Annotated in this window: 10 protein-coding genes; 7 read left to right on the forward strand and 3 right to left on the reverse strand. The window is 70.5% G+C overall.

Annotation, left to right across the window (positions count from 1 at the left end):
• Window positions 1-340 precede the first annotated feature (340 nt).
• A complete protein-coding gene (locus OG906_RS04755; RefSeq protein ID WP_267827818.1) occupies window positions 341-1,585 on the reverse strand; it encodes an NAD(P)/FAD-dependent oxidoreductase in 1,245 nt (414 codons plus the stop codon).
• 858 nt (window positions 1,586-2,443) lie between these two features.
• On the opposite strand from OG906_RS04755, the gene OG906_RS04760 reads away from it, so the two are divergent.
• Complete coding sequence (locus OG906_RS04760; RefSeq protein ID WP_329440290.1) at window positions 2,444-2,854, forward strand: VOC family protein; 411 nt, start codon at window positions 2,444-2,446, stop codon at window positions 2,852-2,854.
• A 78-nt stretch (window positions 2,855-2,932) separates the two neighbouring features.
• On the opposite strand, the gene OG906_RS04765 is transcribed toward OG906_RS04760, so the two are convergent.
• Window positions 2,933-3,943 (reverse strand): polysaccharide deacetylase family protein, encoded by a 1,011-nt coding sequence (locus tag OG906_RS04765; RefSeq protein ID WP_329440292.1) that lies wholly within the window; start codon window positions 3,941-3,943, stop codon window positions 2,933-2,935.
• A gap of 203 nt (window positions 3,944-4,146) precedes the next feature.
• On the opposite strand from OG906_RS04765, the gene OG906_RS04770 reads away from it, so the two are divergent.
• A complete protein-coding gene (locus OG906_RS04770) occupies window positions 4,147-5,772 on the forward strand; it encodes a putative glycoside hydrolase (protein ID WP_329440294.1) in 1,626 nt (541 codons plus the stop codon).
• A gap of 89 nt (window positions 5,773-5,861) precedes the next feature.
• Here the strand turns inward: OG906_RS04770 and OG906_RS04775 are convergent, their stop codons facing one another.
• Window positions 5,862-6,524 (reverse strand): deoxynucleoside kinase, encoded by a 663-nt coding sequence (locus OG906_RS04775; protein WP_329440296.1) that lies wholly within the window; start codon window positions 6,522-6,524, stop codon window positions 5,862-5,864.
• Window positions 6,525-7,545: 1,021 nt separating this feature from the next.
• On the opposite strand from OG906_RS04775, the gene OG906_RS04780 reads away from it, so the two are divergent.
• The 5 genes from OG906_RS04780 to OG906_RS04800 all read left to right on the forward strand — a co-directional run bounded on the left by OG906_RS04780 (window position 7,546) and on the right by OG906_RS04800 (window position 14,558).
• The gene (locus OG906_RS04780) at window positions 7,546-9,030 is read left to right on the forward strand and encodes a sugar transferase (protein ID WP_329447926.1); all 1,485 of its coding nucleotides are present in this window, start codon (window positions 7,546-7,548) and stop codon (window positions 9,028-9,030) included.
• Window positions 9,031-9,103: 73 nt separating this feature from the next.
• Complete coding sequence (locus OG906_RS04785; RefSeq protein WP_267801542.1) at window positions 9,104-10,420, forward strand: nucleotide sugar dehydrogenase; 1,317 nt, start codon at window positions 9,104-9,106, stop codon at window positions 10,418-10,420.
• A complete protein-coding gene (locus tag OG906_RS04790; protein WP_329440300.1) occupies window positions 10,410-11,678 on the forward strand; it encodes a glycosyltransferase family 4 protein in 1,269 nt (422 codons plus the stop codon). The genes OG906_RS04785 and OG906_RS04790 overlap by 11 nt, the downstream gene beginning before the upstream one ends.
• Window positions 11,671-13,038, forward strand: a complete 1,368-nt coding sequence (locus OG906_RS04795) for a Wzz/FepE/Etk N-terminal domain-containing protein (RefSeq protein WP_329440302.1) — start codon at window positions 11,671-11,673, stop codon at window positions 13,036-13,038. Before OG906_RS04790 ends, OG906_RS04795 begins: the two co-directional genes overlap by 8 nt.
• A complete protein-coding gene (locus OG906_RS04800; RefSeq protein WP_329440304.1) occupies window positions 13,035-14,558 on the forward strand; it encodes a Wzz/FepE/Etk N-terminal domain-containing protein in 1,524 nt (507 codons plus the stop codon). Before OG906_RS04795 ends, OG906_RS04800 begins: the two co-directional genes overlap by 4 nt.
• Window positions 14,559-14,560 lie beyond the last annotated feature (2 nt).

Consider the following 14,560-nt stretch of genomic DNA (forward strand, 5'->3'; position numbering starts at 1 on the left):
ACGGCAGGGTGACTGAACACTGATGGGGAAGAAGCGGCCGGGCCGACAGGGCGCGGCGGTCACGATCGACGGGGCGCGCGGGGCCCGGTCGGTGAGTGGTCGGGCGACTGCCCTGGGGGTCGGACGGCTACGGGGCGGGCGACTCGCCGGGGGCTCGGACCGCCGGGTGCTCGGACCGCCGCCGGGGCTGTCCGCGGGCGGGCCCGCCGTCCTCCGTGGGGATCTGCACGGCTGCCCGGGTGGGGGTGGCGCGAAGCGCCGGCGCGAGCGCCGGTAACGGCACGCTCGACGCACGGCACTTGACGTTCGTGTCCCGTGGGACTCGATGAGGCGGGGGAAGTCAGCCGGCCGGGTCGTAGATCCGTTCCTCCTGCGGCGTCCCGGCGGCGTCGTAGAGCTGCTCAAGGGCGTCGGGCGCGTAGACCTCGTAGTCCGGGACGACTCCGCCGATCAGGCCGAGCATCTTGTTGGTCCACTCCTGGGTCTGGCCCATCGCGGCCATCGTCGCCCGGAAGAAGGGCGGGAGTTCGGTGAGTTCGCCGAGCGTCGTCGTGAAGTCGTAGACGCCGGCGCTCTCCTCGTCGCGCACCTTGTTGTACTCGGCGAGCGCCTCGTCCATCTGCCGCTCGCCCGTCAGGCCCTGGTGGACGCGCTCCGCGAGGAGTTCGCCGTGCAGGAAGCCGTCGGTGATGCCCCATCCCGTGTAGGGGTCCTTGTGGTAGCCGGCGTCTCCCACCAGGGCCCAGCCGGGACCGTACGCGCGGCGGTAGTAGTTGTCCGGGTAGCGCATCGGCCTGAAGTCCTCTTCGCGCCGTCCCTGGTCGCGCAGTTGCGCCCCCATCTCCGGGGACACGTCGTCGAACACGCCCTGGAAGCCGGCCTCGACGTCCTGGCGGAACTCCTTGAGCTGGCGTCGCGTGCAGATGACGGCCAGCATGTTCACGCCGTCGTTCGTCGGCCAGGTGCCGAACCACTTCTCGTTGAACCCGGTCTTGTGGTGCAGACCCCAGTCGTCGAGCCCGCTGTAGTACGAGTAGTAGATGAAGCCTGCCGCGGGGCGCACGTTGTACAGCTCCGCACCCACCTTCTTGGCGACCGTCGAGTGGAAGCCGTCGGCTCCGATGACCACGGTGGCGCGGAACTCCCGCTCCGGACCGTCCCCTTCGCGTCCGCGGATTCCGGTCACACGGCCGTCGGTGAAGACCAGGTCGGATACGGTGAACCCTTCGATGACCTCGGCGCCGGCCCTGCGGGCGGCGTTGACGAGGATCTCGTCCAACACGGTGCGGCGCGGACAGTAGACGGCGTCGACTCCGTCCACGGGATCGGCGAACCCGTTGAGATCGATGCCCCGATAGGAGTAATGCATTTTTCGGAGCGCCGGCGTCTTGGCCGCGATGATCTCGTCGAGCAGACCCCAGTCCTGAAGCTTCAGCAGGCCGGCCTGGTGAATGTAGTGGGTCGACACCGTGTCGCTGGGAAATGAGGCCCGATCCACCACGAGCACCCGGTGCCCCTGTCGAGCCAGCAGCATCGCAACGGGCGATCCTGCACAGCGGCCACCTACAACAATAACGTCGTACATACAACCCTCCGGTCAAATGGTTTGACGTAACTGATGCACCGTTGATCGGCGGCGCAAGCACGATCCGGAGGTTATGGAGACCGGTATATCGAGGTCAAGCCTCGGTAATGTCCCACCGATGGGCGACCGTTCAGTTTTCGCCAACAGAATCACTCACTCCGCTCGATTTCTGTAGGCAATGCACCTCTTTGACCGATTTGAAGGGGCGAGGATGTGCCATGCATCACAATCGTCATCAGGGCAGAAATCAGCCAGTCCGGTCAAGGTTCGGTCATCACCCATAGCGGAATGCTCCCTTCCTAAACTAATGCACTTGACACGATCCGCAGTTCGGATGATCCGGGAGACCTGACGGACCCTCCGTGGTATTGCGCAATCACGGAAGCCGTCGGCGTTCTCCGTAACCCATAAAGCCGACGGCGGCAAGGTGCCGAAGGTCCGCGAATCGGCAATTGCGGCAGGGCCGGCAGCCCCACCCGTCGGAGGCGTCGGGAATCGTCGGATCGTGCGCGCAGTGGCGTCCGCACACACAGAAAGGAGCCCGATCGTGAGGGGCGGCCACATATGCCTCCGCTTCGCGGTCTTCTACGGTGTGACGACACGGACGCGACACGGAACCTCGCCGCGGGCCGACAGGAGGAACCGGCCACCCCACACACGGCACCGGGCCGGGCCGCGCACGCCGACCGGCCGCGACCCGGAGGCGGGGCGGCCTGACAGGGGATGAACGTTCGGAGGGCCACGCACCTGCCGGTGCGGAGCCCGGTGGCGCGCGGGGCACCGGCGAGCGCCCTGTGGGGAGTTCTCGGTCGCCTGTCTCGAAGTCCGGCTCATGTGGCCTTGTGGCAAGATCGCTTGATGCTACGACTCACCGATTTCATCATCGATTGCCCGGATACGATGAAGCTCGCAGCCTTCTACTCCGAGGTGACGGGGCTCCCCGTCAAGGAGGGCAGTGACGAGAACTGGGCCGGCATCCGGTTCGGTGAGATCGAACTGGCCTTCATCCAGGTGGAGGACTACCGCGCCCCGCAGTGGCCCGACAGCGAGCACCCCAAGCAGTTCCACCTCGACTTCGAAGTCGACGACATCGAGGACGAACAGCACCGCGTCCTGGCCCTCGGCGCGACCCTGCAGCGGGACTGCATCGGCACCGACGGCTACGGCTTCCGCGTCTACACCGACCCCATCGGCCACCCCTTCTGCCTCTGCCGCAACAAGGGTGTCACCTGGACCGATCAGGGACCCCTCTGGCCCCGGCACGACTAGGTCGTCTCTTTCGGATCTTGTCGGGGCTTGGCCGTCAGAACACCCCGGCGGAACCGGCCGACCGGCCGCGCGCGCCGCTCAGTACGGGCGGGCGCGCTGCGCGAAAGCCGGGGACAGTCGGTTCCGCGAGGCGCTCGGGAAGGCGACGGTGTTCGGGTCCCCGTCGGATACGTACCGGTTCTTTCCCGCGGCGAGCTTGTCCAGCCAGCGCGAGGAGCCGAAGTCGGCGTCCTCGCCCTCGGGCCCCGCCGAACGGATCCGCGGGATCGCGCCGGGCGTGAACGTGTTCGCGAACGGTGAGACCGAGGGGTTGGCCCCCACGAGGTACACCCCGTCGTAACGGTAGCCCGTTCCCCGCGCGGCGATTCCGGCCGGCTCGGGCATGGCACCGAAGGGCAGGGCGAGTGAGGTGACCCGTGTCCCGGGCGCCGCCTTCTCGATCGCGAGCTGTCCGGCCGAGATCGCCCGCGTGGCACCCGCCTGGTCCAGGGAGCGCAGGTTCTCGTGGCGGTCGGTGTGGTTGGCGACCTCGTGCCCGTGCTCCTTCAGCCAGGTCAGGGCCTTGGCGGTACCGGTCGCCGAGAAGCCGTCCGCGTTGACGAAGAACGTCGCCACCGGTTTGAAGCGGGGGTACTTCCCGGCCGTCTCCGTCAGGATGGCGACGGCCGTGTCCGGTGCCGGGGTGCCGCCGGGCCCGAGCCGTACCTGGCTGTTGGTCGAGTCGTCGAAGGTGAGGACGACCGGGTGCGTGCCGGCGGGGATGTCGATGCGGCCCGTCTGGAAGTCCCGGGCCGTCACGGGCACGTAGTCCTCCCGCGCGAGGCGCTCCATCTCGGCGCGGAAATCGGCCGGGGTGCGGTCGTAGACGCCGGCCGGCTTCTCGGTGAGCTGGTGGTACATCAGCACGGGCACCTGGCCGAGTTCGTCGGCGCCGACCTCCGCCGGCGCTTTCGCTGCGACGGGGCCGACCGCCGCGGACGAGGCGGTCCCGCGGCTTTCGCCGGTGGTCGGTGACGGCCCCGCGGAGCAGCCGGAGGCGAGCAGGGCGGCGCCCACCAGGGCGCCCAGCGGAACGAGCGGGTGGCGCATGAGAGACCCCTCCGTGGCGGACGTGTCGCGCCATCCCTACCTCCGGTAGGAGCGCGTGTACCGCACGGCCCCCTGCATGGCGTAGCCGCCACGCCGAGCACGAACGCGGCATTCGTGTGAATTACGGGCGGAACGTGGCGACCGGGACACCGTGTGGCAATGAATGAAGTCAGCATCCGGCCCACGGCACGAAGGACGGCACGATGTCCCCCCAGCACATACCGCGCTCGGCCACCCCCCTCCGCCTCCGCCGCCCGACCCATCGGGTCGCCCTGTTGGCGACGGCCGGGGCCCTCGGACTGGCCGGAGCGGCCGTCGGGGCCTGGACCATCCTCGCGCCGGGCCCGGGCCTCCATGGTCTGGGCGACGGCGCCGTCCTCGACGGCCGCAAAGCGGCGCAGGTCAGCGCCTACCTGGCCACCGAGGAGGCCGGCGGCAGGGACGGGCTGCGCGCCACCCTGGACGGCACGGCGGTCCCCGTCACGGCCGAGGGCGCTCGCCTGAAACTCGTCCTCCCGCGCCTCTCCGAGGGCCGACACACCTTGGTGGTGGCGGGCGACAGCAGCTTCCCCTTCGCCTCGTACCGCAAGGTCGTGGGCTTCCGGGTGGACTCCACCGCTCCCGAGCTGGCGGTGGCCGACCCCGACGTCAAGGACGTCGTCGCCCCCGTGACCCTCACCGGCCGTGCGTCCACCGACTCCGAGGTGACCGTCAACGGCAGGAAGGTCCCCGTCGACAAGACCGGGGCCTTCAAGATCACGGTTGCCAAGGGCACCCCCCTCGCGACGGTCACCGCGGTGGACCGCGCCGGGAACACCACCACCAAGGACGTGTCCGTCCGGGGCCGTCGCCCCATGGTCCGTGCCGCGCACATCACCGCCATCGGATGGGGCGACGACACCCTGCGCGGCAACATCCTCGCCCTCGTTCGCAGCGGCAAACTCAACGCGGTCGAGTTGGACGTCAAGGACGAGGACGGCGAGGTCGGGTACGCCTCCCAGGTGCCGCTGGCCCGCCGGATCGGCGCCGCCAAGGGCTACTACGACGCCCGCAAGGCGATCGCCGAGATCCACGCCGCCGGCGCCCAGGTCATCGGCCGCATCGTGGCCTTCCGCGACCCCCTGCTCGGCGCGGCCGCCTGGAAGTCCGGCCATGGCGAACAGCTCGTCCTGACCCCGACCGGACAGCCCTACGACGGCGGCCACTACGGGGCCCTGTCCTTCACCAACTTCGCCGACCCGACGGTCCGCGCGTACAACCGGGACCTCGCCGTCGAAGCGGCTCGGCTCGGCTTCGACGACATCCTCTACGACTACGTGCGCCGCCCGGACGGCCCCCTGTCCCACATGCGCTTCCCGGGCATCGGCAGCGCCACGCCCGAGCAGTCCATCACCTCGTTCGTCGCCGAAACCCGCACCGCGCTGCGTCCGCACGCCGCCTACCTCGGCGTCTCGGTCTTCGGCATCGCAGCCACCCGGCCCACCGAGATCGCGCAGGACATCGGCGCCCTGGTCAAGGTCACCGACTACATCGCGCCCATGGTCTACCCGTCCCACTGGGGGCCGGGCGAGTACGGGGTCGCGCAGCCCGACACCGCTCCGTACGCGATCGTGCAGCGTTCCCTCGCCGACTTCGCCCGCCAGGCGAAGGGCACCCGGACCGAGATCGTCCCGTGGCTCCAGGACTTCTCCATGGGCAGCACCTACGGGCCGGCCGAGGTGGCCGAACAGATCAAGGCCGCGGCGGCCAACAAGATGAACTCCTTCATCCTGTGGAACGCCGGGGCCCGCTACCAGGGCGCGGCGCTCCAGCGGATCGCCGCGCGCTGACGGGGCCGCCCCCCGCGCGGGCCGACGCCGAGGCGGAACCGGTGGTGTGCGCACCGGCCGCCTCGTCGCGGCGCCCGCGGGGAACTGCGTCAGGCCCGGAGCCTCGACACCGTCAGCGCGTCCTTGACCTCTCGCACCACGCGGGCCGCGTCCTCGGGGTTGTTCACCACGTCGGTGTGGTTCATGTCGACGACGAGGACCTCGCTGGCCGAGTAGTGCTTGTGCACCCAGTCGTCGTAGCCGGACCACAGCGTCCGGTAGTACGCGACGAGGCCCTCGTCCTGCTCGAAGTCACGGCCCCGCAGCCCGATGCGGTGCAGCACCGTCTCGAAGTCCGCCTTGAGGTAGACCATGAGATCGGGCGCCTTGCGGTACGGCAGGCCGTCGATCTCGCGCATCATCTCGTCGAGCAGCCCCTCGTACACCCGCATCTCGAGGGAGCTGATCCGGCCGAGGTCGTGATTCACCTTGGCGAAGTACCAGTCCTCGTAGATGGACCGGTCGAGGACGTTGTCGCCCTGCTTGTACGCCTCCTTGATCGAGGCGAACCGGGTCTGCAGGAAGTAGAGCTGGAGGAGGAAGGGGTAGCGCTTGGCCTGGATCTCCTCGGGGCTCGCCGTGTAGAAGAGCGGAAGGATCGGATTGTCTTCCACGCTCTCGTAGAAGACGTCGCTGCCCAGCTCCTTGGCGAGCAGCTCGGCCACGCTCGTCTTGCCGATCCCGATCATGCCTCCGACGCAGATCACCGGCATACCTCACTTCTCCCTGGGGGTCTTCTGTTCACGGGCGGGGGGTTGTGCACCCCACACCACTGAGACGCGTGTCGGCGGTCGCTCGATTCCCCAAGACCTTCTCGACCAGCGTCCTGTGGTTCCCGTCCATACCAGGGCCCCCACGCACGCCGCGCACCTCGACCGACCGGACCCGACCGTTCCGAGGTGCCGCGGACCGCGACGAGCCACCGCCGCGCGGCCGCCTTGAAGCATAAATGACAACCCGACCCATTCCGGCCAGTGCGCCGGCGGCCACCTCGCCCCGCGCTCGCCTGAGCGCGCCCCGGACGCCGTCCCGGGCCGGCGCGCGTCCTCCACGTACGGCGCCGGCGGCCGGGCGGCTCCGTTACGGGCCCTCGGCGGATCCGAACAGCAGTACCGAAACACCGCGGGCGCCGGGCTGTCGACAGCCCGGAGAACTCCCGTCAGCACAGGTCACACGGCACGCCCTCGCCTTCGGGGAACCGCCGGACCTTCACCCTTCGAAGGTCAACCTTCAAAGCCTGAGCACAAGTTGCATACATTCCCCTCTTCAGGGGGCCCGCCATGCTCTAGATTGACCGTGCTTCGCATCCTTGGACACGAAGCACCACACAGTGATCTACAGCTCTGACGTCATGGACCGCCGGCATTCACGTACCCGGCGTCCGACGTGAGTGATCGATTCGTGGAGCCCGAGGGGGGAGCCTTGGGCCGGGGGGCAATCGTCAACGGGTTCCCGCACGCCTCGGGGCCCTGACAGGACATGCGTATCCGCTGTCGGCCGGGTGGGCTTCTGCCACCCGTGCCGCAGGGGCCAGGCATGCCGTGCGGGGGGCCGAGTCCCCCCGGGGAAAGCACAGCGCGGCGCGGGGGGCGGGGGCCTCCCGACGGGGACGAACGGCGCGGCACGGGAGGTGGGGCCTCCCGGGGGACGAACAGTGCGGGGGGCGCGGGCCTCCCGGGGGGAGGAACCGTGTGGAACGAACACGTGGAGTCCACGGGCGACCTGGGGGGAACCGTGCAGCAGGGCGATGGGGAGTTGGTCGGCCCGTTATTATCGGCGCCCGGGCGCGCGGCGAACGGAGTGATCAGCCGGCCCGCGATCGACTGGGCGCAGCGGTACCGCCATACGGTGATCATCAGCGACACCGTGGCCACCGCCTTCGTGGTGGTGGCGATAGGCGGCTTCTTCGGGGTCAGGGACGCCGCCAACTGGCACGAGAAGTGGAGGATCCTCGCCTTCGGCACCGAGCTCTTGGTGCTGGGAGCGCTTGCGGTGACCCGGTCCTGGGCGCCGGCCGTACTCGGGCAGGGCGCCGAGGAGTTCCGCCGGCTGGGACGCTCACTGTTCACGGCGGCCGTCGTACTGGCCCTCGGCGGGATCGCCCTCACCTCGCACAACATCAAGCTCTGGATCTTCGTCGCGATACCGGCGATCGCGCTCGTCACCATGACCGAGCGGTACCTGCTGCGCCTGTGGCTGCACAAACAGCGCAAGGAAGGGCGGTGCCTGCGACCGGTGCTCGCCGCCGGAAGCCCGGCCACCGTGCGCGATCTGATCGCCCGAACCCGCAAGTTTCCGCACCTCGGGTGGCGGGTGGAGGCCGTGTGCACGCCGGACGGCCTCTGGCTCGACGGTGACCACCTGGACGGAGTGCCCGTCGTCGGCCGACTGACGGACGTCGCGGGCCACGTCCACCGTGACGGCTACCGTGTCGTCGCGGTCACCCCGGACCCGCACTGGTCCCCGGACCGGCTGCAACGACTGGCCTGGAACCTCGAAGGCAGCGATGCCGAGATGGTCGTGGCCCCCGTGCTGATGGAAGTGGCCGGCCCGCGGCTGCACGTCGACGCGGTCCTCGGGATCCCGCTCCTGCGGGTCAGCATGCCGATCTTCACCGGGGCACGCCGGGCGGTCAAAGAGGTCGTCGACCGACTGGGCGCGCTGGTGTTGCTGATGCTGTTCACACCCCTGATGGCGCTCGTCGCACTGCTCGTCCTGACGGACAGCCGCGGTGGGGTGTTCTACCGGCAGCGCAGGGTCGGCAAGGACGGCCGCGAGTTCACCATGGTCAAGTTCCGCACCATGGTCTCCGGGGCCGACAGGGCACGTGCCGCGCTGGCCGAGCTCAACGAGGGCGCCGGCCTGCTGTTCAAACTCCGCCGGGATCCACGGGTGACCCGGGTGGGATCGATGCTGCGCCGGTACTCGATCGACGAGCTCCCGCAGCTCCTCAACGTGCTCACCGGATCGATGTCCCTCGTCGGTCCGCGGCCTCCGTTGCCGGAGGAGTCCGCCGCCTACGGCCCGGACATCCGGCGGCGCCTGCTGGTCAAGCCCGGGCTCACCGGCCTGTGGCAGATCAGCGGACGCAGCGACCTGCCGTGGGAGGAGGCGGTCCGGCTGGACCTGCGGTACGTGGAGGACTGGTCGCTCGCCCTCGACACGGTGATTTTGTGGAAGACGCTGCGCGCGGTGGTTCAGGGGCAGGGCGCCTACTGATGCGCGGTGAACGTTGTCCGGTCGGCTCACGTACGGCAGGCCAAAAGGGCCTGCCTGGGGGGAGGAACGGGTTATGAGGGTCAGCGTCTTAGGGCTCGGCTACGTCGGCTGCGTGTCGGCCGCGTGCCTGGCCAGCCTGGGGCACGAGGTCATCGGGGTGGACGTGAACCAGGCGAAGGTCGACCTGGTCAACGCCGGCAAGGCCCCGGTGGTCGAAGAGCGGATCAGCGAGCTCATCGCCGAGGTCGTGGGGTCCGGGGCGTTGCGCGCCACCAGCGACGTCCGCGAGGCGATCATGGGCAGTGACGTGTCGCTGGTGTGCGTGGGCACGCCGTCGGAGCCCAACGGCAGCCTGTGCACCACGTACCTGGAGCGGGTCACCGAGCAGATCGGTGCCGCGGTGGCCGAGCGGGGTGGGCGGCAGACCATCGTGTTCCGCAGCACCATGCTGCCGGGCACCTGCCTGAACCTGCTGGTACCGATCCTGGAGAAGTACATCGGCGGCACCGCCGGCGTGGACATCGGGATCGCGGTCAACCCCGAGTTCCTGCGCGAGGGCACGAGCGTGCAGGACTTCTTCGACCCGCCCAAGACCGTCATCGGCGAACTCGACCCGGCGAGCGGCGACGTGGTGGAGGCGTTGTACGACGGACTGCCCGGTGAGGTGTTCCGGGTGCCGATCCCGACGGCCGAGGCGATCAAGTACGCGGACAACGCGTTCCACGGCCTCAAGATCGGCTTCGCGAACGAGCTGGGCGCCGTGTGCCACGCCCTGGGAGTGGACACCCACCAGGTGGTGGACGTGTTCCTCGCCGACCGCAAGCTGAACATCAGCCCCGCCTACCTGCGGCCCGGATTCGCCTTCGGCGGCTCCTGCCTGCCCAAGGACCTGCGCAGCCTGCTCCACGCGGCACGAAGCGCCGACATCTCGGTGCCCATCCTCGCCCATGTGCTGCCCTCCAACTCCGAACACCTGCAACGCGCGGTGGAGTTGGTCGCGCGCACCGGCAAGCGTCGGGTGGGCCTGTTCGGGCTGTCCTTCAAACCCGGTACCGACGACCTCCGCGAGAGCCCGCTCGTCGAGCTGGCGGAGAGACTCTTCGGCAAGGGTTACGACCTGCGGATCTACGACCCCAATGTGAACCTCTCCCGACTCCTCGGCGCCAACCGCGAGTACATCGAGACGCGGCTGCCCCACCTCGCGCAACTGCTCGCCGAATCCATCGGTGAGGTGCTGGAGCATGCCGAGGTGTGCCTGGTCGGAACCAGGGATCCGGCCGTGTTGTCGGCGCTCCCCCATGGTGACGGCACTCTGATCGTCGATCTCGTCCGCCTCCCCGACGCCGAGGCGCGTCGGGCCGAACCGGGGTACATGGGCCTTGCTTGGTGACGCGACCGGCCGCGGCGGGGCGACCCGTCGTGCGCTGGTCCTCGTGGAGAACCTGTCGGTGCCGTTCGACCGGCGTGTGTGGCAGGAGTGCACGACGCTGCGCGACGCGGGCTGGACGGTGCACGTGATCTGTCCCCAAGGGACCAGCCGGGACACCGAGGCGGAGGTCGAGATCGACGGGGTGCGGATCCACCGCTACCCGTTGCGCGCGGCCACCGGAGGGCCGGCCGGCTACCTCCAGGAGTACGGATCGGCGTTGTGGCACACGGTCCGGCTGGCCCGCAAGGTCGGCCCGGTCGACGTGGTCCACGCCTGCAATCCGCCGGACCTGCTGTTCCTGCCGGCGCTGTGGCTGAAGCGGCGTGGGGCGCGGTTCGTCTTCGACCAGCACGACCTGGTACCCGAGTTGTACCTCTCCCGGTTCGACCGCGGCCAGGACCTGCTGTACCGCGCCGTGCTCGCGCTGGAACGGCGGACCTACCGCGCCGCCGACATCGTGCTCGCCACGAACGAGAGCTACCGGGACGTCGCCATGCGCCGTGGCGGTCGGCGGGCCGAGGACGTGTTCGTGGTGCGCAGCGCGCCCGACACCGACCGGTTCCGGCCGGTGCCACCCGAGCCGGAGCTGAAGCGCGGCAAGCCCCATCTGCTGTGTTACCTCGGCGTCATGGGGCCGCAGGACGGCGTCGACTACGCCTTGCGGGCCCTCGCGAAGCTGCGCGACGAGCTCGGGCGGACCGACTGGCACGCGGTGTTCGTCGGCGCCGGCGACAGCTTCGACGCGATGGTGGAGCTGTCCCGGCGGCTCGGCCTCTCGGAGCAGGTGCAGTTCACCGGGCGCATCCCGGACGCCGACCTGGTGCGCTACCTGTCCACCGCGGACGTGTGTCTGTCCCCCGATCCGCTCAATCCACTCAACGACGTGTCGACCATGAACAAGGTCCTGGAGTACATGGTGATGGGTCGGCCGATCGTCTCGTTCGACCTCCGTGAGGCGCGGGTCTCCGCCGGGGAGGCCGCCGTCTACGCGCCGGCCAACGACGAGGCCGAGTTCGCCAGGCTCATCGCGCTGCTGTTGGACGATCCGGAGAAGCGGGCCCACATGGGCAAGATCGGCCAGGAGCGGATCAACGGGCCGCTCTCCTGGCGGAACTCGCAAGCCTCGTTGCTCGCCGCCTACGCCGCGGCCCGCCCCGACACCGCTCAGGTGTCGACGGGCGACCCGGACCGGGCGGGAGGAGGCCGCACCGTTGAGTGATGACACGATACGCCTGGTCACGATGGGGCGGATCATCCGTCGGCGCCGGCGACTCCTCACCCTCCTCGTCGTGGTGGGTGCGCTCGTCGGCTACGGCACCTCGTTGCTGTTCCCGCCGCAGTACACGACGTCGGCATCGGTCCTGCTGCCGGGGGCGTGGCAGGAGCGCGAGCTGCTGACCCAGGCGGAGATCGCGACCAGTTCGGTGGTGCTCGACCGCGCTGCCGCCACCCTCGGCTGGACCGAGGTCAGCGGCAGCGAGCTGCGCGATCGGGTGAGCGCCACCACCGCCGACGGGAACATCATCACGATCTCGGGCACCTCGGACACCCCGGAGCGCGCACAGCGGCTCTCCGACGAGGTGGCCCGGCAGTTCGTCACGTTCGCCACACGGATCGCGGGCGCCGGCGCCGATCCCGAGGCGGCGGCGCGGCCCGAGGCGCTGCGGCAGATGGTGATGCAGACCAGCCGCCGCATCACCGAGCTCGCCGACGCGGCCGATCCGGGGAAGTCCGTGGAGAGCGTGCAGACCCGTACCGAACTCGCGAAACTGCGTACCGCGCTGCAAGAGGCCGTCAAGAAACTGGAACAGGCCGACCCGGCCGCCGACAAGGCCACCATGGTCGTCATGGGTCCGTCGGCCCGGCCCACCGGCGAGGCACCGCCGACGAGGGTGCAGCTCGTCGGCGGCGGGGCGCTGCTGTTCTTCCTGCTCGCGGTCATCGGTCATCTCGCCACCGCACGGATGAGTCGCCGGCTGCGCACCGAGGCGGAGATCGCCGCGGCGCTGGGCTCGACGCTGCTGGGTACGGTCGACGTACCCGGCGATCGGCTCGTGCACCGGTCGGAGGGCCGCGGCCCGCGGGCCGTGATCCGGCGGCTGCTCGGCCTCGACGTCCGGTGGGACGTACCGGCCCCGCGGGCCTCCGGGGACGAGGCCGGTCGGCGCGTCCGCTACCGGCGGGTGTGCGCCCGCCTGCGGGAGCGACTGCCATTCCCCCGGCCGCTGTTGGTCATCGTTCCGGAGGGCGACGAGACCGCCCTCGGGGCGGCCGGGCAACTCGTCGTCGAGGCCGAGGGCGAACCGCCGTTGCGGGTGGTGGAGGTGTCGGTGTCCCGGCCGCTGGTGCCCGAGCGTGACGACGAGTCCGGTGCCGTGGTCGTGCTCAGCGCGGGCCACTGGACCGCGGCGGAACTCGCCGACATCGCCGGGGCGTGTGCGGATGCCCGGCAGGAGGTCGTCGGCGTCGTCCTCGCCGGCATGGTCCGGGCCCGTCCGGAGAAGTCCGCCGGCGATCCCGCGCAGGACACCACGCCGGCCTTCGCGGTGGGCGTCGACGCGTCGGGAGGTTCGGCGTGAGCACGCCCGCGCCGTCGCAGCCGTCGGCCGCCGCTCCCCTGCTGGACCTCCAGGCACTGGTGGTCGCGGTGCGCAGGCGCCGCCGCCTCTGGTCCTGCATGGCGCTGTTGGGGCTGCTCGTCGGCGCGGCGGTGGCGATCCTCATGCCCCCGCCGCCGACCGCGGTGACCACGGTGCTGGTGGCCCACCAGGCGGACCAGCCGAACGACCCCGGAACGCTGATCCGCACCGACGTCGGACTGCTGCACACCACGCGGATCGCCGGCAAGGCCCTGCAAGCCCTCGGATCCCCGGAGAAACCGGAGGACTTCATGCGGGACTACGGGGGTGTCGGCCTGTCCAACAACCTGCTCCAGATCACCGTGACGGGTGCCGGCGACGCGGAGGCGACGGCCCGGGCGAAGGCGCTGGCCGACGCGTTCGTCGCGGACCACGTGCGGCGCATCCGGGAGGCCGCGGACGCCGAGGCCAAGACCCTGCTGGACCAGCGTGACCGCATGCAGGACGAACTCGCCCAGGTCAACAAGGCCATCGGGGACTCGTCGCCGCAGAGCGGGCCGAAGGCGTCGGCGAACATGGAGTCCCTCTTCACCCGCCGGGCCGAACTCGGTTCGCGGATCACCGACTTCGGCCGGCGGGCCGCGGAGGCGCGCATCGGCGCGCCCCGGCTCATCGCCGGCACGCAGATCGTGGACGACGCGCGCGCGGTGCGGCACTCCCTGCCCAGGGCCGCCGTCACCAACGCGGGGGTCGGGCTCGTCCTCGGACTCGTCCTCGGGCTCGCGGTGGCCGCGGTCGGCGCCGTGGTGGCGGACCGTCCCGTGCTGCGCCGGGAGATCGCGGCGAACCTCGGCGCCTCGGTCGTCGCGGAGCTGCGTCGCACGCACCGACGGTCGGCCGGGCCGTGGCAGGGCCGGCGGTCCCGGGCTGCGCGGACACGGCTCACCACGACCCTGGCCCGCACCCTGCGAGGCTCCGCAGAACCGGTGTCGCTGCTGGATCTGGGCTGTGCGCGCACCACGAGCGTGATCGCCCTGGACCTCGCCGCCGCACTGGCGGAGGAGGGACCGGTGGTGATCGTCGACGGCCTGCCGGGCCGGAGGCTCGCCCATCACCAGCCGAAGCCGGGAGACCCCGCCGTGGTCGACGGCGAGAGCGCCGCGAACCCGTCCCGGCAGGAGCGCCGGCTCGGCGTCGGCTCGGTGGCGCCCGGCGCGGCGTGGACCGACCTCCAGTACCTCGGCACGCGGACGGTGCTCGTCGTGCGGGCCGGGCACGGCAGCGCCGCATGGCTGCACACCGTGGCCCGGCAGCTCGCGGACCTGGGCATCGCGGTGATCGGCGTGGTGGTGATCGACCCCGATCCGCGTGATCGGACCGACGGCACGCTGTGGGACGGGGCGCACACCGCGCTGCGCGGCCACAACGAGGCGACGGCCCGCCGGAACGGGACGGACCGGCCTCGGCCGGAGGGGCCGTCATGGGCACGAGTCCCGGACATCGACCAGGAAGCGCGGTAGGA

The organism is Streptomyces sp. NBC_01426 (genome assembly GCF_036231985.1).
GTDB lineage: Bacteria > Actinomycetota > Actinomycetes > Streptomycetales > Streptomycetaceae > Streptomyces.

Excerpts from the sequence above, each read along its gene's own strand:
- OG906_RS04755 (WP_267827818.1), bottom strand. The coding sequence starts at position 1,585 with ATGTACGACGTTATTGTTGTAGGTGGCCGCTGTGCAGGATCGCCCGTT.
- OG906_RS04760 (WP_329440290.1), top strand. The coding sequence starts at position 2,444 with ATGCTACGACTCACCGATTTCATCATCGATTGCCCGGATACGATGAAG.
- OG906_RS04765 (WP_329440292.1), bottom strand. The coding sequence starts at position 3,943 with ATGCGCCACCCGCTCGTTCCGCTGGGCGCCCTGGTGGGCGCCGCCCTG.
- OG906_RS04770 (WP_329440294.1), top strand. The coding sequence starts at position 4,147 with ATGTCCCCCCAGCACATACCGCGCTCGGCCACCCCCCTCCGCCTCCGC.
- OG906_RS04775 (WP_329440296.1), bottom strand. The coding sequence starts at position 6,524 with ATGCCGGTGATCTGCGTCGGAGGCATGATCGGGATCGGCAAGACGAGC.
- OG906_RS04785 (WP_267801542.1), top strand. The coding sequence starts at position 9,104 with ATGAGGGTCAGCGTCTTAGGGCTCGGCTACGTCGGCTGCGTGTCGGCC.